This window comes from Leifsonia tongyongensis, from assembly GCF_010686705.1.
Lineage (GTDB): Bacteria > Actinomycetota > Actinomycetes > Actinomycetales > Microbacteriaceae > Diaminobutyricibacter > Diaminobutyricibacter tongyongensis.
The window spans coordinates 41,627-60,805 of record NZ_JAAGWY010000006.1 but is presented as its reverse complement, the minus strand read 5'-3'; the positions used below and the strand labels follow the sequence as shown (position 1 = coordinate 60,805).

General features: G+C 67.2%; 23 protein-coding genes. 10 read left to right on the top strand and 13 right to left on the bottom strand.

All coding sequences use genetic code 11. From position 1 onward, the window contains the following. The first annotated feature begins 60 nt into the window (after positions 1-60). Genes G3T36_RS19365 through G3T36_RS19355 form a run of 3 tightly spaced genes read left to right on the top strand, consistent with a single transcriptional unit; the run spans position 61 to position 2,523 of the window. Entirely contained in the window at positions 61-1,053 is a 993-nt protein-coding gene (locus G3T36_RS19365) for an o-succinylbenzoate synthase (RefSeq protein ID WP_163291517.1), read from the top strand. A 5-nt stretch (positions 1,054-1,058) separates the two neighbouring features. After that, positions 1,059-2,288, top strand: coding sequence for an MFS transporter (locus tag G3T36_RS19360; RefSeq protein ID WP_163291516.1), 1,230 nt, complete (start codon positions 1,059-1,061; stop codon positions 2,286-2,288). Between the two features lie 46 nt (positions 2,289-2,334). Continuing rightward, the gene (locus G3T36_RS19355; protein WP_163291515.1) at positions 2,335-2,523 is read left to right on the top strand and encodes a DUF1918 domain-containing protein; all 189 of its coding nucleotides are present in this window, start codon (positions 2,335-2,337) and stop codon (positions 2,521-2,523) included. 25 nt (positions 2,524-2,548) lie between these two features. On the opposite strand, the gene ccsB is transcribed toward G3T36_RS19355, so the two are convergent. The 5 genes from ccsB to G3T36_RS19330 are packed head-to-tail and all read right to left on the bottom strand — an operon-like array spanning position 2,549 to position 7,185. Further along, positions 2,549-3,559: a c-type cytochrome biogenesis protein CcsB gene (gene ccsB / locus G3T36_RS19350; RefSeq protein WP_338031654.1), complete on the bottom strand. Its 1,011-nt coding sequence runs from the start codon at positions 3,557-3,559 to the stop codon at positions 2,549-2,551. A 9-nt stretch (positions 3,560-3,568) separates the two neighbouring features. Further along, positions 3,569-5,194, bottom strand: a complete 1,626-nt coding sequence (resB, locus tag G3T36_RS19345; RefSeq protein WP_163291514.1) for a cytochrome c biogenesis protein ResB — start codon at positions 5,192-5,194, stop codon at positions 3,569-3,571. Continuing rightward, positions 5,178-5,918, bottom strand: a complete 741-nt coding sequence (locus G3T36_RS19340; protein WP_163291513.1) for a cytochrome c biogenesis protein CcdA — start codon at positions 5,916-5,918, stop codon at positions 5,178-5,180. The genes resB and G3T36_RS19340 overlap by 17 nt, the downstream gene beginning before the upstream one ends. A gap of 2 nt (positions 5,919-5,920) precedes the next feature. Beyond that, entirely contained in the window at positions 5,921-6,535 is a 615-nt protein-coding gene (locus G3T36_RS19335) for a TlpA disulfide reductase family protein (RefSeq protein ID WP_163291512.1), read from the bottom strand. Further along, entirely contained in the window at positions 6,535-7,185 is a 651-nt protein-coding gene (locus tag G3T36_RS19330) for a histidine phosphatase family protein (protein WP_163291511.1), read from the bottom strand. Before G3T36_RS19330 ends, G3T36_RS19335 begins: the two co-directional genes overlap by 1 nt. A gap of 82 nt (positions 7,186-7,267) precedes the next feature. On the opposite strand from G3T36_RS19330, the gene aspS reads away from it, so the two are divergent. Continuing rightward, positions 7,268-8,581: an aspartate--tRNA(Asn) ligase gene (gene aspS, locus G3T36_RS19325; protein WP_193571403.1), complete on the top strand. Its 1,314-nt coding sequence runs from the start codon at positions 7,268-7,270 to the stop codon at positions 8,579-8,581. 35 nt (positions 8,582-8,616) lie between these two features. On the opposite strand, the gene G3T36_RS19320 is transcribed toward aspS, so the two are convergent. Beyond that, a complete protein-coding gene (locus tag G3T36_RS19320; RefSeq protein WP_163291509.1) occupies positions 8,617-9,288 on the bottom strand; it encodes a JAB domain-containing protein in 672 nt (223 codons plus the stop codon). A gap of 157 nt (positions 9,289-9,445) precedes the next feature. Here G3T36_RS19320 and G3T36_RS19315 point away from each other — a divergent pair, with 157 nt between their 5' ends. Then, positions 9,446-10,651 (top strand): acetyl-CoA C-acetyltransferase, encoded by a 1,206-nt coding sequence (locus tag G3T36_RS19315; RefSeq protein ID WP_163291508.1) that lies wholly within the window; start codon positions 9,446-9,448, stop codon positions 10,649-10,651. A gap of 21 nt (positions 10,652-10,672) precedes the next feature. Here the strand turns inward: G3T36_RS19315 and G3T36_RS19310 are convergent, their stop codons facing one another. After that, entirely contained in the window at positions 10,673-12,619 is a 1,947-nt protein-coding gene (locus G3T36_RS19310; RefSeq protein WP_163291507.1) for a thioesterase domain-containing protein, read from the bottom strand. Positions 12,620-12,740: 121 nt separating this feature from the next. Between G3T36_RS19310 and G3T36_RS19305 the strand changes: the two genes are divergently transcribed. From G3T36_RS19305 to G3T36_RS19295, 3 genes are all read left to right on the top strand, one after another. Continuing rightward, complete coding sequence (locus G3T36_RS19305) at positions 12,741-13,142, top strand: SHOCT domain-containing protein (protein ID WP_163291506.1); 402 nt, start codon at positions 12,741-12,743, stop codon at positions 13,140-13,142. 84 nt (positions 13,143-13,226) lie between these two features. Next, complete coding sequence (locus tag G3T36_RS19300) at positions 13,227-13,928, top strand: GntR family transcriptional regulator (protein ID WP_163291505.1); 702 nt, start codon at positions 13,227-13,229, stop codon at positions 13,926-13,928. 3 nt (positions 13,929-13,931) lie between these two features. Next, positions 13,932-14,633, top strand: a complete 702-nt coding sequence (locus G3T36_RS19295; protein WP_163291504.1) for a GntR family transcriptional regulator — start codon at positions 13,932-13,934, stop codon at positions 14,631-14,633. Here G3T36_RS19295 and G3T36_RS19290 read toward each other — a convergent pair. From G3T36_RS19290 to G3T36_RS19270, 5 genes are all read right to left on the bottom strand, one after another. After that, a complete protein-coding gene (locus tag G3T36_RS19290) occupies positions 14,626-14,928 on the bottom strand; it encodes a Dabb family protein (RefSeq protein ID WP_193571397.1) in 303 nt (100 codons plus the stop codon). The genes G3T36_RS19295 and G3T36_RS19290 overlap by 8 nt on opposite strands. Continuing rightward, positions 14,925-15,188, bottom strand: a complete 264-nt coding sequence (locus tag G3T36_RS19285) for a glutaredoxin family protein (protein WP_163291503.1) — start codon at positions 15,186-15,188, stop codon at positions 14,925-14,927. The genes G3T36_RS19290 and G3T36_RS19285 overlap by 4 nt, the downstream gene beginning before the upstream one ends. A 93-nt stretch (positions 15,189-15,281) precedes the next feature. Then, the gene (locus tag G3T36_RS19280; RefSeq protein WP_003792170.1) at positions 15,282-15,380 is read right to left on the bottom strand and encodes a 30S ribosomal protein bS22; all 99 of its coding nucleotides are present in this window, start codon (positions 15,378-15,380) and stop codon (positions 15,282-15,284) included. Between the two features lie 70 nt (positions 15,381-15,450). Beyond that, positions 15,451-15,645, bottom strand: coding sequence for a helix-turn-helix domain-containing protein (locus tag G3T36_RS19275; RefSeq protein ID WP_163291502.1), 195 nt, complete (start codon positions 15,643-15,645; stop codon positions 15,451-15,453). Between the two features lie 75 nt (positions 15,646-15,720). Continuing rightward, the gene (locus G3T36_RS19270; RefSeq protein ID WP_163291501.1) at positions 15,721-16,149 is read right to left on the bottom strand and encodes an ArsR/SmtB family transcription factor; all 429 of its coding nucleotides are present in this window, start codon (positions 16,147-16,149) and stop codon (positions 15,721-15,723) included. A 77-nt stretch (positions 16,150-16,226) separates the two neighbouring features. On the opposite strand from G3T36_RS19270, the gene G3T36_RS19565 reads away from it, so the two are divergent. Beyond that, entirely contained in the window at positions 16,227-17,267 is a 1,041-nt protein-coding gene (locus G3T36_RS19565; RefSeq protein ID WP_193571395.1) for a hypothetical protein, read from the top strand. A 48-nt stretch (positions 17,268-17,315) separates the two neighbouring features. On the opposite strand, the gene proC is transcribed toward G3T36_RS19565, so the two are convergent. Then, positions 17,316-18,164 (bottom strand): pyrroline-5-carboxylate reductase, encoded by an 849-nt coding sequence (proC, locus tag G3T36_RS19260; protein ID WP_163291500.1) that lies wholly within the window; start codon positions 18,162-18,164, stop codon positions 17,316-17,318. A gap of 23 nt (positions 18,165-18,187) precedes the next feature. Here proC and G3T36_RS19255 point away from each other — a divergent pair, with 23 nt between their 5' ends. Further along, positions 18,188-19,150 (top strand): cation diffusion facilitator family transporter, encoded by a 963-nt coding sequence (locus G3T36_RS19255; protein WP_163291499.1) that lies wholly within the window; start codon positions 18,188-18,190, stop codon positions 19,148-19,150. Positions 19,151-19,179 lie beyond the last annotated feature (29 nt).

The window sequence follows — 19,179 nt, the reverse complement described above, 5'->3', positions numbered from 1 at the left end:
GCCACAAGCCTAGGGTCTGGCGCTGCAGACGCGACGTGGTCCGCGTGCAAGACTGAGAGGATGCAGCCTGAGCTGGCCGACCTGTTGGCGAACGCTCGCGTCGTCGCCCTTCCGATGCGAACGCGTTTCCGCGGAATCACCGTTCGCGAGGCGGTGCTGATCGAAGGCCCGGAAGGCTGGACGGAGTTCTCGCCGTTCGTCGAGTACGACGATCGTGAAGCCGCCGCGTGGCTCCGCGGGGCGATCGACTTCGGCTGGCGCCCAACGCCGCCGCTCGAGCGCAGCACCATCCGCGTGAACGCGACCGTGCCCGCCGTACCGGCGGGCGAGGTGCCGGATGTGCTCGCGCGCTACCCCGGCTGCCGCACCGCGAAGGTCAAAGTCGCCGAACCCGGCCAGTCGCTCGCCGATGACATCGCGCGGGTGCGCGCGGTCCGCCAGGTCCTGGGCCCGGAGGGTCGCATCCGCATCGACGCGAACACCCTGTGGAACGTCGACGAGGCCGAGCACGCGATCCATGCCCTGGCCGAATTCGATCTGGAATACGTCGAACAGCCCTGCGCGACGATCGAGGAGCTGGCCGAGATCCGCCGGCGGACCAAATACATGGGCGTCCCGATCGCGGCCGACGAGAGTGTGCGCAAGGCGACCGACCCGCTCGCTGTCGCGAATGCGCGGGCGGCGGATGTCCTCATCCTGAAAGCGCAGCCGCTCGGCGGGATCCACTCGGCGCTGCGAATCGTCGCCGAGGTCGAACTTCCGGTGGTCGTCTCCAGCGCACTCGACACGTCGGTCGGCATCGCGATGGGAGCGCACCTGGCCGCAGCGATCCCCGCGCTCGATTTCGACTGCGGCCTGGGAACGGCGGCGATGTTCACCGACGACGTGACCGACGAACCGCTCCTTCCCGTCGACGGGGAGATCGCGGTCGCGCGCCCGGTGGTGAACGGCCGTCGACTCGACGCACTCGCCGTCGACGGCGAACGACAGCGATGGTGGCTCGACCGGGTCGCGCGCTGCTTCCACATCGTCGAACGGGCCGAAGCCCTCTGACGCCCATGGCAGCTCTGCTCCCCGTAGGTGCACGGTTCTGGACTGCGGCGGCGGTCGTCGTCGTCGCATTGTGGTCGAGCGGCGCACCCGCACTGGTGTACCCGGTCTACGAACAGGACTGGGGTCTCACGCCGGCCGTGATCACGGGGATCTTCGCCGTCTACCCGGTCGTGCTCGTCGTGGTCCTGGTGATATTCGGCGGTATCTCCGACTACATCGGCCGGAGGTTGACGATGCTCGCGGGGCTGGGATCGATCGCCCTCGGCGTGCTGATCTTCGCGATCGCGCCGGATGCCGCCTGGCTTTTCATCGGCCGGATCTTCCAGGGCATCGGTGTCGGTCTTGCGCTGAGCCCGGCAGGCGCGGCGCTCGTCGAGTACAGCCGCAGTGTGTCGCGGGCGAGCTCCGTCAACACGCTCGCCACCGCGGTCGGACTGACCATCGCCACGGTGCTCGGGGGCGCCCTGGTGCAGTATGCGCCATGGCCGCGCGAGCTGACGTTCTGGGTGCTCCTCGCCGTGACCGTCGCGTTGGCGGCGGCCGTCTACTTCCTCCCGCGGAATGACCGGAGCGCTGCACCCGGCGCGCGCTGGCGACCGCGGCCGATCCGGGTTCCGCGCGCGCTGCGGGGGGTGGTGACCGCAGCATCCCTCGGCGCTGCGACCAGCTTCGCGGTCGGGGCCGTGCTCATCTCCCTCGGCGCGCAACTCATCAAGGATGTGCTCCACACCGACAACGCACTGGTCGCCGGCGTCGTGCTCGCCATCAGCGCGATGGTCGGCGGCGTCGTGTCCATCGCCGCCAGGAGGCTGGCGCCACGCACCGCCGTCGCATCCGGGGCGATCACCGGCGCATTCGCCATCGCGCTGCTCGTCGTCAGCGCCAACCTCTCCTCGCTCCTGCTGTTCATCGTGACCTCGGTGATCTTCGGCGCCTCCTACGGGATGCTCTTCCTCGGGAGCCTCGGACTCATCAATCGCTACGCCCAGCCCGACCACCGCGCCGGCACCCTCTCGGTCGTCTACCTGGTCGCTTATCTCGGGCAGGGGACGGTGGCGATCGGGCTCGGACTTCTCGCGACGGCGCTCGGCCTTGCGCCTGCGCTTTCGATCGTGTGTCCGGTGCTCATCGGGCTGGCGCTCGCGGCCGCTGCCGCAGCGATCTTCTTCGGGCGGCCCCGTCGTGAAGCGCCGTCGGCCGATGCGCTGAGCGCGGCGTCCTCTATCGGACGCTGACGGCTGAGCGTAGCCTGAGAGGTGACGTCGAAGGAGATGATGGGTTATGCAGGCATCGGTTGGTGATCGACTCGTCATCCGCGGCAAGACCGTCGAAAGTCCTGACCGTTCCGGAGTGGTGACCGAGGTTCACGGTGCGAACGGCGGACCGCCCTATCTGGTGCGGTTCGACGACGGCCACGAAACGCTCGTCTACCCGGGCACCGATACGGTCGTCGAGCACCACACAGCGTAGCCGGGGCGAGATCCTGAGTCCGGGATCAGAGTCCGGAGTAGGCGTGGAGCCCGTGGAAGAAGACGTTGACCACGCCGAAGTTGAACATGACGGCCGAGAAGCCGATGATCGCAAGCCACGCCGAGCGGGAGCCACGCCATCCGCGGGTGGCGCGTGCATGGATGTACCCGGCGTAGATCACCCAGATGATGAAGGTCCACACCTCTTTGGTGTCCCAGCCCCAGTAGCGACCCCAGGCCTTCTCGGCCCAGATCGCGCCGGCGATGAGCGTGAAGGTCCAGAAGATGAAGCCGACGATGTTCACCCGGTAGGCGAGGTTCTCGAGTGTCTGTGATCCGGGCATGGTCGCCAGGAAGCGGAACTGCTGCGGCTTCGACTCCTCCACCTGGCGCTCGCGCCTGACCTGCAGCAGCTGCAGCGCGGACAACGCGAACCCGAGCGCGAAGAACGCCGTGCCGAGGATGGCCACCATGATGTGGATGACCAGCCAGTACGACTGGAGCGCGGGCGGCAGCGGGACCACCGGTACGTAGTACCGCACCGTGGCGATCATGAGCAGGATGCACACCAGGCCCAGCACGAACGTGCCGAGGTACTTCAGGTCGAAGCGCAGGTTCACGAGGAGGAAGACCCCGACGATGACCAGTGTTCCGGTCATCGAGAACTCCCACATGTTCGCCCAGGGGACGCGCCCCGCGGCGACCCCGCGGAAGATGTCCGCAGCGAGGTGGAAGACGAATCCGAGGATCGTGAGCGCGAAGGCGACGCGCAGGCTCTTCGAGGTCTCGCCGCCGCGATGGACCTCGTCTTCGACACGCGTGCTGATGCGGGTGAGAGTGGTGGTCGAGCCGCCGCCGGCCTGCTGCGCGGTCGCCGCCTCGGCGCGTCGCTCGACGGCACTCGGGACCTCGGCCGGCACGGTCGCTCGTGCGCCGCGTCGCGCCAGGTCGAGCGCGAACGCCACGAACGCGAGCGCATAGATGCCCATCGCGGAGTAGATGCAGAGTGTGGAGAGCTGAGCAAGGGTGTCAGTCACGGTGTAAGCCTAAGGGTTTTCGGGAGCGGTGAGCGAAGCGATGTGCCGATCGGCGAGCGCATTCACCGCAGCGCCCAGATTCGGGTCGTCGCCACGGGCGAGACCCGCGTATTCGAGCGTCACAGAGCCGTCGTCGCCACGGATCGCCTTGACCCAGATCCGCCGTCGTGGAACGAAGAGCGACGTCAGGAGCCCGGCGAGCACGAGGATCGCGAAGAGCAGCACCCAGCCCTGCGTGGGGTCGTGGTGGATGTCGAGCGACGCGAAGCGTTTGACATTGTCGAGACTCACGCTGCCGAGCCCGTTGGGCAACTGCACCGTCTGGCCCGGGGCGAGTTCGAGGGCTTTCAGCTTCGTGCCGGGGCCCGTCAGCTGGGTGAGCTTGTCGGTGTCGAGGTTGTAGACGGACTGCGGAACACCCGAATTGACCCCGAGGTCGCCTTGGTACACATTCAGCGTGAGGAGCGGGTTGTTCAGCCCGGGGAAGGTCGAGGCGAACGCACCCGTCGCCGTCTGGCTGTCACCCTTGGTCGGATAGAAGAACCCGATCATGCCCAGCTGTTTCGCCAGCCCGTCCGGCACCTTCACGACACCGAGTGACGTGAGGTTCGGGTCCTGCGGCAGGAACGGCACGGAGTCCTGGAAGACGATTGTTCCATCCGGGTTCCGCACCGTGATCGTCGGCGCGTACCCGTTGCCCAGCAGATAGACCTGCGTTCCGCCGATCTCCAGGGGATCGTTCACCTTGATCGTGGTTGTTCCGGATGCCGAGCCCGGGCCGGTCGTCGTGACATGCGCCGTGTAGTCGAGAGGCTGGCCCATCGCGTTCACGTTCTTCGTCTCGTAGGCGACGTCGAGGCTGTCGACCCGGATGGAGAACGGCTGGAGCGACGTGTCGTTGAAGAACCGGCCCGGGTTGAACGAGTTGTACGACGGGAGGCTGTTGACGAAGCTCTGCCCGACCACCACGACCTTCTGCCCGTTGTACCCGAACCCGCCTCCCAGGCCGACCGCGAGCAGGATTCCCACGAGTGCCGAGTGGAACACGAGGTTGCCGGTCTCCCGCAGGTAGCCCCGCTCGGCCGAGACGGAGGTCGAGCGGGCATCCTCGAAGAGCGCGACGCGGTAGCCGCTCTTGCGCAGCTGGGCTCGGGCGGCGGAGATCGGCTCTGCCGCCGTCGCGGCCTGCTCGGGCGAGAGGGTGCGGCTCTGGAACCCGGCCATCCGCTGCAGGCGCACCGGGGTGCGCGGGGGCTTGGCCCGCAGCGCGTCGAAGTGGTGTTTTGTGCGCGGGATGACGCATCCGACCAGGGATGCGAACAGCAGCAGGTAGATGGCCGAGAACCACACCGAGGTGTAGACGTCGAAAGCCTGGAGCTTGTCCAGGAACGGCGCGATGTCGGGATGGGCCTGGAAGTACTGGGTCACCCCGTTGGGGTCGGAACTGCGCTGCGGAACGAGAGACCCGGGGACAGCTGCGATCGCCAGCAGCAGGAGGAGGAACAGCGCGGTCCGCATGCTCGTGAGCTGGCGCCAGAACCAGCGCAGCCAGCCGACGAAGCCCAGCGCCGGCTGGGTGACGTCGGTCTCCTGCTGCGGCGGCGCGGAGTCGATGTGATCAGAGGGCCGGCTCAAAACCTGTGATCACCGCCAGGAAGTGGGACATGATCTGGCTCCAGAGCCCGGTGACCATGAGGAGTCCGATGATGATGAGAAGGGCGCCGCCGAGGATGTTGATGGTGCGAATATGCCGTTTGAGGAATGCGACGGACGACGCTACCCACTCGTAGCCCAGCGCGACCAGGAGGAACGGCACGCCCAGCCCGATGCAGTAGAAGAGGCCGAGGAGCGCGCCCCGCCAGGGTGAACCGCTTCCGACGCTGAGAGCGTTGATCGCGATGAGCGTCGGGCCGAAGCACGGCGTCCATCCGATGCCGAACACGATTCCGAGCACCGGTGCGCCGATGAGGCCCGTCGCCGGGCGCCAGTTCGGCTTGATCGTCTTCTGGAGGAACGAGAACCGCCCCACGAACACGAGCCCCATCAGGATGACGACCACTCCGAGGATGCGCACAACGACGTCTTGCCAGCGGATCAGCCAGGCCCCGAGAGCGCCGAAGGCGGCCCCGTAGGCGATGAAGACGATGGCGAACCCGAGCACGAAGAGAGCGACCCCGGTGAGGAGGCGCGACCTGTCGCGCCGCTCCCCCGGTTCGCTGAAGCCGCCGACGTAGGCCAGGTACCCGGGGACGAGCGGCAGGATGCACGGGGACGCGAACGACACCAGGCCGGCGAGCAGCGCGATAGGCAGCGCCAGCAGAAGCTGCCCGCTGAAGACGATCTGTCCTACGCCGCTCACGTTCAGTCGGTCTCGGCGAGCGTGGAGCTGATGAGGGTGTCGAGGATGCTGCGGTCGGGAACCGCACCGAGGATGCGTGCTGCGACGCGCCCCTTCTTGTCGATCACGAGGGTCGTCGGTGTTGCCTTCGGCGGCACGGTCCCGCTGAAGGCGAGCAGGACGGAGCCGGTGTCACGGTCGAGCACCGACGGGTAGGTGACGCCGTGGTCGCGGGCGAAGCCGAGCGCGGTGCTCGTCGAGTCGTAGAGGTTGACCCCGAGGAAGCCCACGTTCTGCGACTCGTACTTCGTGTAGAGGGATTCGAGGTCGGATGCTTCGACGCGGCACGGCGGGCATCCCGCGTACCAGAAGTTCACGACCAGCACCTTGCCCGCATAGTCCTTCGACGAGACGGCGTCGCCGTGCTCGGTGGTCCCCGCGAAGCTGATCGACGGACCCCGGTGGTCGAGGGCGATCTCGGTGATGGACCCGTCGCCGGCGATGTAGTTCTGCCCCGTGCCCGCGCGGTACTGCGCGGCGAGCGAGTCGGTGGTGCAGCCCGTGAGAAGCAGTGCGGCAGCGGCGAGCGCGGCCGCGGGCGCGAGGATGCGGAGCCTGCGGTTCTTCCGTTCGCGCATCACACGGCCCCGACATCCGTCGCAGCGGCCTGGAGAACACGGGCCGGCTCGACGTAGCCGACCTCGACGAGCGTCGGATCGCCGTCGTCGCCCTGGCGCTGCTCGATCGTCGTGATGCTGGAGAGCGAGCAGCGCCGCTTGCGCGGATCGTGGGGAAACCGCTCGCCCGCGAGTGCGAGGTGGGTGACCCAGATGGGTAGCTGGTGGCTGACCAGCACCACATCCCCCGATTCGACGGACAGGAATGCTGCGTCGATCGCCGCACGCATGCGAAGGACGATGCTCGCGTACGGCTCGCCCCAGCTGGGTCGCACCGGATTGACGATGTACGGCCAGTTGCGCGGCTTGCGGAGAGCCCGCTTCATCACCGTGCCCTCGAAGTGGTTCGTCGGCTCGATGATGCGGTCGTCGATCGCGATGGGCAGGCCGAAGGCGAGTGCGATCGGCTTGGCCGATTCGCGCGTGCGCTGAAGCGGGGATGCCGCGATCGCCGAGATCGCCCGGTCGCGTTCCACGAGGTCGTCGGCAGCCGCCTGGGCCATGCGGTGCCCGAGTTTGGAGAGGCCGAAGCCGGACATCCTGCCGTACAGGATTCCATCGGGATTGAACACCTCTCCGTGTCGGACGAGATGTACCTGGCTTGCTACCACGCCCCCAGTCTACGGAGGGCTTTGCCTTGAATTCGCCGGGAACGGGCGGGCGGTAGGCTTGACCCCTGTGACCGCACGCGATTTGATCAAGAACTTGTCCGCTCTCCCTGACGGCCCTGTCACCGTTGCAGGCTGGGTCGATACGGTTCGAGACCAGAAGAAGGTGCAGTTCGTCGTCCTCCGCGACGAGTCGGGCGCCGTTCAGCTGGTGAATCCGCGCACGACCGATGCCGATGGAGCCGTCGTCGCCGACGAGCCCGCCACGACCATCTCGGGTCTCTCCCAGGGCACGTTCGTCGTCGCCACCGGTGAGCTGAAGCACGACGAACGGGTCAAGCTCGGGGGCATCGAGATCAAGCTCGCCTCTCTCGTCGTGGAGACCGCCTCGATCCCCGAAGCGCCGATTGCTGCGGACAGCGGCATCGACAAACGCATGGACTGGCGTTTCCTCGACCTTCGCGAGCCGAAGCACAACCTGATCTTCCGCATCCAGACGACGTTCGAGCACGCGATGCGCGAATACTGGATCGACAACGACTTCATCGAGATCCACACACCGAAGCTGATGGCGAGCGCCAGCGAGTCGCGCGCCGAGCTCTTCGAAGTGGGTTACTTCGAGACCAAGGCCTACCTCGCTCAGAGCCCGCAGTTCTTCAAGCAGATGGCCCAATCCGCCGGGTTCGGCAAGATCTTCGAGGTGGGACCGGCGTTCCGCGCCGACCCGAGCTTCACGAGCCGCCACGCGACGGAGTTCACGAGCGTCGACAGCGAGGTCAGCTGGATCGACAGCCACGAAGACGTGATGAAGCTGCACGAGGATCTCATCGTCGCCGGCTTCACGGCCGTGAAAGCCAAGCACGGTGAGCAGATCAAGGAACTGTTCGGGATCGACATCGTCGTTCCGTCGACACCGTTCCCGCGCATCCCTCTCGCCGAAGCGAAGCGGATCGTCGCTGAGCGCGGCTACGAAGTGCCCCGTCACGATGACGACATGGACCCCGAGGGCGAGCGTCAGATCTCCGCGTACGTGAAGGAGGTCTTCGACCACGAGTTCGTGTTCCTGACCGACTACGCCTCGAGCATCCGCCCGTTCTACCACATGCGCCACGCGGACGACGCGACCCTGACGAACAGCTACGACCTCATCTTCAACGGCGTCGAGATCTCGACGGGCGCGCAGCGCGAGCACCGCATCGAGGTGCTCGAGGCCCAGGCTCGCGAGAAGGGGCTGGACCCCGAGGAGCTCGAGTTCTATCTCGACTTCTTCCGCTACGGTGTGCCACCGCACGGTGGGTTCGGGATGGGCCTCGCCCGCGTACTGATGCTGATGCTCCATCTGTCGAACCTGCGCGAGACGACCTACCTGTTCCGCGGCCCGACGCGCCTCCTTCCCTAGCAGCTGCCGACCGCCGCATCGCTTCCGGAGCGCGTTCACAGGCGCCTCCAGTCCGCGCCGGCGACGAGGATGTGACCGAGGAACCGGAGACCGATCGTCGCGGCGCCCGCGCCGAGCCGCCGAGTGATCGCCATGTCGGCGACGCTCGCCTCGAGCGTTCCGTTCGGGTGGTTGTGGGCGACGGCGAACGATCTGCCGCCTCGTGTGAGCACGGCCTGGAGCACCTCGCTCGGCTCGACCTGGACCGGAGTGTCTCCGCCGTCGCGCACGAAGACGACCTCGAGGGGTCGCAGTGCACGGTCGGCGACGATCACGACGAAACGCTCGGTCGACCGGTGGGCGAGTTCGGGCACGACGATGCGCGAGGTGGCGTCGTCGTCGACGAGTGGGGACCACGCCGACGTCGTGCCCGCCCGGCGCCAGATCTCGAGGGTGGCCGTGAGCCTGCCCGCCATGGCCGGGCCGATGCCGGGAAGGCGCTCCAGCCGAGTCACATCCATCGCGGCGAGACCACTGAACCCTCCCGTCTGGCGGAGGATCGACCGAGCCGTCGCGAGCACGCTGCGACCCGGTTGCCCCGTGCCGAGCACAAGCGCCAGGATCTCTTCGTCAGTGAGCACTCCGGGGCCGAGGCGGCGCAGCCGTTCGCGGGGTCTGTCATGGGGCGGGATGGCGGCAAGCGGCTCTTCTTCCTCCTCGTCGAACATTCCTCCACGGTAGGGGCCGGGTGCTTCCCCGCGTCCGTGATGCGGAAATCTGTGGAGAACCTGACCCTGTGAATGCGTTGGCGTGCGACGTGGTTCAGGGTGTGAGATCGTGGAAGCGTGCGGCCACGAGCCGCTTTCCAGGCACGAAGGAGTCGCCATGACCGCCAACACCGACGTCGTCATCCTGTCCGCAGCGCGAACACCGCAGGGCAAGATCAAGGGCAACCTCGCCTCGCTGCGAGCGGTCGATCTGGGCGCCGTCGCGGTGCGTGCCGCGCTCGAACGGCTCTCCGCGGGAGGCGCCGGCGCACTGGGAGCCGCCGATGTCGACGCCCTGATCTTCGGGCAGGTGCTCCAGGCGGGCGCCGGCCAGAACCCTGCGCGTCAGACGTCGATCGCTGCCGGGCTGGGCTGGCAGGTGCCGACCGTCACCATCAACAAGGTCTGCCTCTCCGGACTCGCGTCGATCATCGACGCCGCCCGGCTCATCCGGTCCGGTGAGGCCGAGGTCGTCGTCGCCGGCGGCCAGGAGTCGATGACCAACGCCCCGCATGTCCTTCCGGGGTCGCGCCTCGGCTGGTCGTACGGGTCGATCACCGCGCTCGACTCGGCCGCGCACGACGGGTTGACCGACGCGTTCGACGGCGACTCGATGGGCGCATCCACCGAGCGGTACACCGCGAAGCTCGGCCTGACGCGCGAGGCGCAGGACGAGTTCGCCGCCGCCTCCCATCAGCGGGCGGGCGCCGCGGCAGCTGCAGGCCTCTTCGATGCGGAGCTCGCTCCGGTCGTCATTCCGCAGCGAAAAGGAGATCCGATCGTCATCGAGGCAGACGAAGGCGTTCGCCCCGACTCGACCGCAGACATCCTGGGCAGGCTCCGTCCCAGTTTCGCCGACGACGGCACCCTGACGGCAGGCAACTCGTCCCCGCTCAGCGACGGCGCCGCCGCCGTCGTCCTGACGAGCAGGGAGAACGCCGAGCGCCGGGGACTCGCCTGGCTCGCTGTCCTCGGCTCGAACGCCCAGGTGGCGGGGCCCGACAACTCGCTGCACTCCCAGCCGTCGCACGCGATCGCCGCAGCCCTGGCGAAGACCGGTCTTTCCGCATCCGACCTCGACTTCGTCGAGATCAACGAGGCATTCGCGGCCGTGGCGCTGCAGTCCATGGCCGACCTCGGCCTCGACCACGAACGCGTCAACATCCACGGCGGCGCCATAGCGATCGGGCATCCGATCGGCGCATCCGGTGCACGTCTCGTCGTCCATGCGGCGCACGAACTGAACCGTCGCGGGTCCGGCCGCGCAGCCGTCGCGCTCTGCGGAGGCGGAGGGCAGGGGGATGCGCTCATCCTGACCCGGTGACGGCCCCGTATCCAGGCTCCGCTATCGCGCCCGCACCGGTTCGAAGGCGTTCGGCGGGTAGTAGTTGACCGTCGAGGTCCAGCCCTCCGGCAGCAGGAGCGGCAGGAACTCGCGTTCCGTCTCGGCGCTGTCGAAGGCGATGTCGATCACTTCCCGCCAGCGCCCGTCGGGCATCCGCTGCACTGTCGCCTCCCAGGTGACGCCGGGCGTCTCCTTCGCCTGCAACCGGAAGTGGAACCCGACGGCACGCCTGCGCTTGAGCAGCGACAGCAGCCCGCGGTAGACCGCGAAACGCTCGACCGTCGTGAACCACGGGCGGAGACTGCGCACGAGCACGTCGGCATTCCACAGGATGGTCGTCAGCAGGCCTGCACGCGACTGGTAGATGTCGACGGCGATCACACCGGGAAGGCGACGCAGCGTCGTGCGGAGCGTGCCCCGGGTGATCCCGTCTTCGACGGTGCTGTGCAGGTAGAACGGCACCGACGGCTGCACCGCGTACGATCCATCCCGCAGCACGGCGTAGTCGACGAGACGCTGTCCGGGTCCGAAGAACACGCCCAGCCCGGTGAGCGCCGCTGCGACCTGTTCGCCCGGCGGGTCGTCCTCGACGGCTCCGGCGGTGTCGGCGTAGGCCGTCGACTGGTGCAGGACGCCCAGCCGGAAGCCCCCGGGAAGCGGCGGCCCGGCCTTGACCGTCAGCCAGTTCGGGGCGGAGCCGGTTTCGCCGCCGCCACGACCGCCGGCTTCGCCACCGTCGAACGGATTCTCGCGCCCTTCGATCCGCGGCACGATGTCGAGAAGGTGTTCGAGAGCCAATACGCGGATGCTCGCAGGAACGCGCACGCGGCCGAGCGGCGCACCCGCCGTGACGAGGTGCGTGACGGTGAACCCGTACCGTTCGGCCCGCACGGCGACCTCGGCGGCGACCATCCCGCCCAGGCTGAAGCCCGCAAGCATGATCGGCTCGCCCGGCGCGATGCCCGCGAGGGACATCGCAGCGAGTGCCGCGCGCGTCATCGTCGGCTCGCGGTCCGCTCCGATCACGAGGTCGGCCGTAAGGTCGTTGGGGGCGACGCCTGCTCGTGGGTGCCAGGACTTGGTGCTCGGGAACTGGACGAGCCAGTGGCGAATGCCGCCTGGTCCCACCCTGGATGAGATGCGAACGACACCGACGTCGTTGCGGTCGTCGAGGTCGGGGTCGCACAGGTCGTCGATCTCCCGCTGGCTGACCAGGAGGTCGCGGTAGCCCGTGATCTGCCGCCGCCGCATCGCCCCGGCCGCGAGACCCGGGAAGCCGAGGGGGTCGGGGTAGGCGCCGAGTTCCAGCCCGAGCGCCTCTGCCGTGGCGTCGTGAAGGCCGGGCGAAGGAACATAGTCGACCGGCGCATCCGGGTCGCGCCACCAGCGGGTGAAGTCGGCGATCTGGGGAAACGCCACCACGAGGAAGTCATCGAGCGTCTGAACCGCGGGATCGTGCCCGTCGATCAGCCAGCCGCGCCGCCGGCCCAGCCCCACCGCCTTCGCGAGGACGGCGCGCAGAGTGAAGACAGCGAGGTACGGACGCGCGCGCCAGCGAGGCGCGACCGTTCCGATCGCACTCGTCACCAGCGCGAGCGGCCCGAGGACGAACCCGGCGAGCCGCGCAGCCGCCCCCACGAGACGCGGAGCCCCGCTCAGGTAGGACGAGCTGAACACATCCGACCGGTGCCGCCTCGAAACCGGGGACGGAAGCTCGAACGGATACTCGACCCGGCGCATCCGCTGCCCGGCGAACCAGATCCACGCCCAGACATAGCCCACGATCCACGCGGCCAGCCAGACCAGCCAGGCGACGACTGCGATCGCGACGAGAACAAGCCCGGCTGCGAGCGACAGGACCGCTCCGACGACGACGCCAGGGAGGAAGAGGATCCACCCGAGCATCCCGCGTCCCGCCCACACCCGGGGCGGAAGCTGGGGCATCATGGCGTCAGCCTACCCGCCGAATTCGACGCAGCTCGCCCTGTCGGCCGCGAGCCTTTCCGCGCTAGCTTGTGGATACGAGCGCGGCCAGGGTGGTGCGCGCGACCGTCGAAAGGACGATCACATGTCGAACAGCTTCTGGAACATCGTGTGGATCTTCTTCTGGAGCTTCGCGTTCATCGCGTACCTCATGGCCCTCTTCGCGATCATCGGAGACCTGTTCCGGGACCAGAAGCTGAACGGCTGGTGGAAAGCCCTCTGGATCATCTTCCTGATCTTCATGCCGTTCCTCACCGCCCTCGTCTACCTCATCGCCCGTGGCCGCGGGATGGCCGAGCGCCAGGCCGCCGCCGTCGGAGAGGCGCGCGCTGCGGCCGACGACCACATCCGGTCTGTCACCGCCACCTCGCCTGCCGAAGACATCGCGAAAGCGAAGCAGCTCCTCGACAGTGGCATCATCTCGCAGGGCGAGTTCGACGCTCTCAAGGCGAAGGCGCTCGGGAGCAACCTCTACGCACAGCCCTAGTGTCACTCGGTTTTCGGCCCTTGACCTCGACTTTCGCCGGTGTCGAGGGCCGAAACACCGACAACCCGGATGTAATATGCCTGTATGCCTGTGCCCACGACCGAGAGTGTCACTCCGCGCAGGCTGATCCGTGACGAAGTGTTCCTACGGCTGCTCGACGCTATCGTCGACGGCGACCTCGCTCCCGGCGAGCAGTTGCACGACTCGGAGATCGAAGAATGGGTCGGCGTGTCGCGCACTCCGGTGCGGGAGGCCCTCAACCAGCTCGCTGCGATGGGACTCGTCGAGGTGCTCCCCCAGAAGCGCACCCGCGTCGCCCCCATCGACATCGCACGATTGCGTGGACTCGTCGAAACGCTCGGCGCCCTCTACGTCAGCGTCGTCCGCGACACGGTGCCGCTGCTCACCGCAGGCGACCTCTCCGAACTCGAAGCGTTCGCCGAGCGGGCGGATGCCGACGAGCGCACTGGGGTGTCGGAGGACATCCGCCAGTCCCACCTCACGGACTCGCTGCTCAACATCTATGTCAGGCGGCTCGACAACAAGACCATCGCGCGGCTGACGACACGGCACGTCCCCGAGCTCAGTCGAGCACTCAAAGCCACGCCGTCCCTGCGGGGATTCCAGCTCGGCGCCCCCATCATCCGCGAGATCGTCGATGCGTCCAGACGCGGCGATGCGAACGCGGCCGCCGACGGCGTCCGGCGGTACTGGGATGTGGCGCTCACCGCACTCGTCGACGACCTGGCCGAATCCGTCGCCGACACGGCCCCGAAGGCGGGCTGACCCATGCCGCTGCCCACCAGGGACTCCAGGCCGGTCGAACGCCGGCTCTTGCGAGACGTCGTCTACGAACGCCTCTACACCGCGATCATCGACGGCACGCTCGAGCCCGGCGAGCTGCTGCTCGACGACAAGCTCACCGCCTGGCTGGGGGTATCGCGCACGCCGGTGCGTGAGGCGCTCATGAAACTCGCCGACATCGGGCTCGTCGAACTCGCACCCAACCGGTACACGCGCGTCGCACCCATCGACTTGCGCGCGATCGACGAAGCCATCTACACGACCGGCATCCTGGTCGAGTACGCGGCGCGCACGTCGGTGGCCACGATGGATGTGGCAGCGATCGGACGGCTAGAGCAGTTCAGCCGGAACGCGAAGAAGTTGGCGAAATCGCGCGACCTTCCCGGCCTCGGCGCGGCCCTCCGCGACTTCTTCACCGAATTCGAGAAGTCGGCCGACAACACCGTGCTGCTGACCGCCGCCGAAGGCTTGAGCCCGCAGCTGCTCCGCTACGTCACCGTCTGGCAGGTGCCGTTCGAGATCGACGATGTCGCCGCAGCCGTGGCGGAGATCGCAGCGGCAGCGAAAGCCCGCGACGGCGAGCGCACAGCCGAACTCATCCGCGAGCTCTACGCACCGGCGCGCGAGACGTTCATCCGCGACTACCGCCGAACCGACGACGAGATCGACGCGCGTCCCGTCATCTGACCTCGAAGTCGACCGCCGAACGGTCGGCGACCACGGACTGGATGTACGACGCGACCACCTTGTGGTCCGGATGCACCTGATACCGGGCCAGCGCATCCGCATCCTCGTAGTCGGCGATCAGGACGAGGTCGAAATTGGCGCCGGGGTGCAGCACGTTCGCGCCCACCTCCATCCGCAGTATCTCCGGGATGGATGCGGGCAGCGACCGAAGGCCGCGCGCGATCGTCTCAACCTGCTCGGCGCGCTCCGCGTCATCCGTCGCAGCCAGCTTGAACAAGACGACGTGGCGGATCATGATGCCTCCAGGAGTGCGGTACGAAGTCGGGCCGGGTCGACCCGCCAATAGGTGTGCATCCGCCCATCGATCAGGACCACCGGAATCTCGTCGGCGTAGCGCTCCAGCAGCTGGGCATCGTCGAGGATCGAACGCTCCGACAGGGACACCCGCGGCGAGCCTTCGGGCAGGGCGGCGATGACCGAGGTGATCGCGTCGCGCGCGTCATCGCAGAGATGGCAGCCGGGCTTGCCGATCAGAGTCAGGTCGACGTGGGACACGTGTCGAGTCTAGTGAAAGCAAAAAGCGCCGGAACCCGAAGGGACCGGCGCTCTCGACCAGTACAGCGACGGGGAAAACTCCCCGCGAAAGCTCTACTTCTTGTTGCGACGCTGGTGGCGCGTCTTGCGAAGCAGCTTGCGGTGCTTCTTCTTCGCCATACGCTTGCGGCGCTTCTTGATTACGGAACCCACAAAGACCTCACAAAGAATAGGGGGTTTGCCGCGGGTTTCGCGGCGACACAAAGGCCAAGTCTAGCGGAACCTAGGCGGTCTCGGCGACGTGGTTCTCCAGTGCCTGGGCGACGGCCGACTCGGGCACGCGGAACGAGCGCCCGAAACGGATCGCCGGAAGCTCGCCCGAATGCACCAGCCGGTAGACGGTCATGCGAGACACTCGCATCATGTCGGCCACCTCGGCGACCGTCAGGAAGCGCACGTCGGAAAGATCGGCAGCCATGAGGTATGGTCCTTTGCGTTCGGGTAAACGCAATGGTACTCGTGTGACACGAGTAAAGAAGAGGAGATGGCGAGGCTAATCGCGACGCCACTTGCGCGGCGTGACCTTCTCGACGGCCGTGGTGACCCGATGACTCGTGTCGGCGAGAACCTTCCCGACGGACCCGGCGAACTCACGTGTCTCCTGGGCGAGCGCCTCGCGGACGTCGACCTGGTCGAAATCGGACGAGAGGAACGGGATCACCCAGTCCTCCACATCCTCCAGTGGCTCGGAGTCGAGCTGATAGTAACGGTGCTGGCCCTCCTCGCGCACCTTCACCAGCCCGGAATCGCGCAGCACCTTCAGGTGCTTCGACACGGTCGGCTGGCTCAACTCGAGCTTGGCGACGATCTCCGAGACGCTGATCTCGCCGGAATGGTGCACATCGTCGACGTAACGGTCGAGCAAGACCCGGAGGATCTCGCGTCGGGTCGCGTCTGCGATCACGTCAAAGATGTCGGCCATGGGTCAAGGGTAGTCATTCCCCCACCCGAGTACCATGCATCCGTCCCGCGCCGCGCGTTACATGCTCCGTCGAGCACATGGTTGTTCGCGATATGAGGGACGGATTTCGGGAACAACACTGTGCTCGCGGCGGCTGTGGAAAGATTCGGACGCTTGCCCTGCAAATTCACGAGGATGTCGGGATGCGAAACAGGCAACCCATTCCGCGCTCACTTCCGCGCTCGGGGTTCTCGTACCAGCAGGCGAGGGCGGCCGGCATAGGCAAGGGGCGTCTGTACCTTGACGATGTGCGCAGACCGTTTCGAGGAGTCGCGGTAGTCGGCGGGGAGCTGTCCGACCATCGGGACGTGTGCCTTGCGTATCGGGTGCGGATGCGCCCGACCGAATACTTCAGTCATGAATCCGCGGCCCTCCTTCACGGACTTCCACTGCCTCAAAGAGTTGACGCGCGAACAGTTCACACTTCAGTCTTCGCCCCCGCGCGGGCGCCCAAAGCTGCAGGGCTTTGTTCGCACGAACTCGACGATGTTGGCCAGACCACCACCGAACACCTTGGACTTCGCAGCTTCTCCTCGGAGGAATCCTGGGGTCAGCTGCGCTCGACTCTTTCGGTCACCGACCTGGTCGTCGTCGGGGACTATCTGGTGACGGGAACGGAGCCATACTCGGGCGAGCCGCCACCCTCTTCCCTCCAGTCGCTTGAAGCGGTCGTCGGCCGGCTCGGGCGTCGTCGCGGAGTGAGAAACCTTCGCGAGGCGTTGACCCTCGTGCGCTACGGCTCGCTCTCACCCCAGGAGACGCGGCTCAGGCTCGCAATGCTGGCGGCCGGGCTGCCCGAGCCGGCACTCAATCTGCCGGTGCATGACGCGCGCGGAAAGCTCGTTGCCATGATCGACCTCGCCTACCCCGAGGCCCTCGTCGCGATCGAATATCTCGGCGATCATCACCGAACCGATCGGAAGACGTACGACGACGACATCCGCCGTCGCGAGATGCTCACCGAGGCCGGCTGGTCGGTCGTCTTCGTCACCTCGGCGGATCTGTCTACACGCCGCGACGCCCTCATGCGCCGAATCCGCTCCGCCTTGACGTCGAGCACAGGGTCCTTCCCGAAATAACGCAATCTTTTCGGGAAGAACCCTGTGCTCGGCGGTCGGCTCGTAGGGCTACGGCTCGGCGAGTTCGCGGGCGCGCGCGAGTGCGGCGTCGGTCGCTCGGTCGAAGAGTGCCTTCAGGTGGGCGGTCTCGAGCACGCCGATCGCGCGCTCGGTGGTCCCGTTGGGGCTGGTGACACGGCGGCGCAGCTCCGCGGGGTCCTCACCGGATGCGACCAGCAGTTCGGATGCGCCCAGGAACGTCCCGTGGACCAGCGTCTTCGCCTGCTCGGGAGTGAACCCTTTGTCCACCGCCGTCGCCGTCAGCTGCTCGATGAGGTAGAAGACGTAGGCGGGACCCGACCCGGAGATGGTGCCCAGGGCATCCAGTTGGCTCTCCGGAACCTCGACGACCTCGCCGACGGTCTCGAACAGGGTGCGCACGAGGGCCAGGTCGTCGGCCGTCGAACGAGGGCCGCCGCTGATGCCGGTGACCGCACGCCCGACGATCGCCGGCGTGTTGGGCATCGAGCGGACGACGGAGACCGACTTCGGCAGGATCGACTCGAAGGTCGCAATGGTGACACCGGCTGCCACACTCACGACGACGGCACCGGGCGTGACCGAACTCGCGATCTCGCGCAGCAGGTCGGTCACCATGCCCGGTTTGACCGCAACGAGCACGATCTCAGCCCCGGCCACGGCAAGCTGGTTGGCTTCGGCCTCCTCCTCGGTCGCGAAGGCCGTTATTCCGGGGGCCTCCGCGAAGTCGTGAGCCTTCTCGCTGGTCCGGTTCGTCACGCGGATGCCCCCCTGGACCTCCACCCCGGGTTTCAGCAGTCCGCTGAGGATGGCGCGGCCCATCGAGCCTGCGCCCAGGATCGCGATGGTGGGAAGAAGGATGCTCTGGGTCTCGGTCACACGACCATCCTAGGATTGTCAGCATGAGCGCATCCGGTGGAAACAAGGCGATCTTCGCGGCCCTTCTCGCCAACCTCGGAATCGCTCTGACCAAGTTCATCGCGTGGTTCGTCTCGGGGTCGTCGTCGATGCTCGCCGAGGGCGTCCACTCGCTCGCCGACTCCGGCAACCAGCTGTTGCTCATGCTCGGCGGCCGGCAGGCGAAGAAGAGGGCCGACAAAGAGCATCCGTTCGGCTACGGCCGCGAGCGGTACGTGTACGCGTTCGTCGTGTCGATCATCCTGTTCTCGGTCGGTGGCGTGTTCTCCTTATATGAGGGCATCGAGAAACTGCGGCATCCGCATGCGCTCGAGAACATCTGGGTGCCCCTGCTCGTGCTGCTCATCGCCATCGGGCTCGAGAGCTTCTCGCTGCGCACGGCGGTCCGGGAGTCCACCCCGCTGAAGGGCGCGCAGTCGTGGGCCCAGTTCATCCGCCGCGCCAAGGCTCCCGAACTCCCGGTCGTGCTGCTCGAGGACGTCGCGGCGCTCATCGGTCTCGTGTTCGCGCTGTTCGGCGTCGGGCTCACGGCCATCACCGGCAACGGCGTTTTCGACGGGATCGGCACCCTGCTGATCGGCACGCTGCTCATCGCGGTCGCGATCGTCCTCGGAATCGAGACGAAGAGCCTGCTGGTCGGCGAGGGGGCGAGCGATGACGACCTCGCTGCAATCGAGCGAGCGGTGCTCGACGGCGATGAAGTCGAGCGCATCATCCATATGAAGACGTTGTACCTGGGCCCGGACGAACTCCTGGTGGCGACGAAAGTGGCCGTGGCGGGCGACGACCGGCTGGCGGATGTGGCGAACGCGATCGACGTCGTGGAGGCGCGCATCCGCAAGGCCGTGCCGGTCGCTCGCGTGATCTACATCGAACCGGATGTCTGGGTCGACCCCGAGGGGACGCACCCGGCCACCGACGCCATCGTCATCAAAGGCCTCGAGTAGGGGCGGCGCGCCCAGCGCGAGCGGATGCG

Excerpts from the sequence above, each read along its gene's own strand:
- G3T36_RS19315 (WP_163291508.1), top strand. The coding sequence starts at position 9,446 with ATGACCGCCAACACCGACGTCGTCATCCTGTCCGCAGCGCGAACACCG.
- G3T36_RS19565 (WP_193571395.1), top strand. The coding sequence starts at position 16,227 with ATGGTTGTTCGCGATATGAGGGACGGATTTCGGGAACAACACTGTGCT.
- G3T36_RS19305 (WP_163291506.1), top strand. The coding sequence starts at position 12,741 with ATGTCGAACAGCTTCTGGAACATCGTGTGGATCTTCTTCTGGAGCTTC.
- G3T36_RS19335 (WP_163291512.1), bottom strand. The coding sequence starts at position 6,535 with ATGCGCGAACGGAAGAACCGCAGGCTCCGCATCCTCGCGCCCGCGGCC.
- G3T36_RS19355 (WP_163291515.1), top strand. The coding sequence starts at position 2,335 with ATGCAGGCATCGGTTGGTGATCGACTCGTCATCCGCGGCAAGACCGTC.
- G3T36_RS19320 (WP_163291509.1), bottom strand. The coding sequence starts at position 9,288 with ATGTTCGACGAGGAGGAAGAAGAGCCGCTTGCCGCCATCCCGCCCCAT.
- G3T36_RS19275 (WP_163291502.1), bottom strand. The coding sequence starts at position 15,645 with ATGGCTGCCGATCTTTCCGACGTGCGCTTCCTGACGGTCGCCGAGGTG.
- G3T36_RS19365 (WP_163291517.1), top strand. The coding sequence starts at position 61 with ATGCAGCCTGAGCTGGCCGACCTGTTGGCGAACGCTCGCGTCGTCGCC.
- G3T36_RS19295 (WP_163291504.1), top strand. The coding sequence starts at position 13,932 with ATGCCGCTGCCCACCAGGGACTCCAGGCCGGTCGAACGCCGGCTCTTG.
- G3T36_RS19270 (WP_163291501.1), bottom strand. The coding sequence starts at position 16,149 with ATGGCCGACATCTTTGACGTGATCGCAGACGCGACCCGACGCGAGATC.
- G3T36_RS19255 (WP_163291499.1), top strand. The coding sequence starts at position 18,188 with ATGAGCGCATCCGGTGGAAACAAGGCGATCTTCGCGGCCCTTCTCGCC.
- G3T36_RS19290 (WP_193571397.1), bottom strand. The coding sequence starts at position 14,928 with ATGATCCGCCACGTCGTCTTGTTCAAGCTGGCTGCGACGGATGACGCG.
- G3T36_RS19300 (WP_163291505.1), top strand. The coding sequence starts at position 13,227 with ATGCCTGTGCCCACGACCGAGAGTGTCACTCCGCGCAGGCTGATCCGT.
- G3T36_RS19360 (WP_163291516.1), top strand. The coding sequence starts at position 1,059 with ATGGCAGCTCTGCTCCCCGTAGGTGCACGGTTCTGGACTGCGGCGGCG.
- G3T36_RS19310 (WP_163291507.1), bottom strand. The coding sequence starts at position 12,619 with ATGATGCCCCAGCTTCCGCCCCGGGTGTGGGCGGGACGCGGGATGCTC.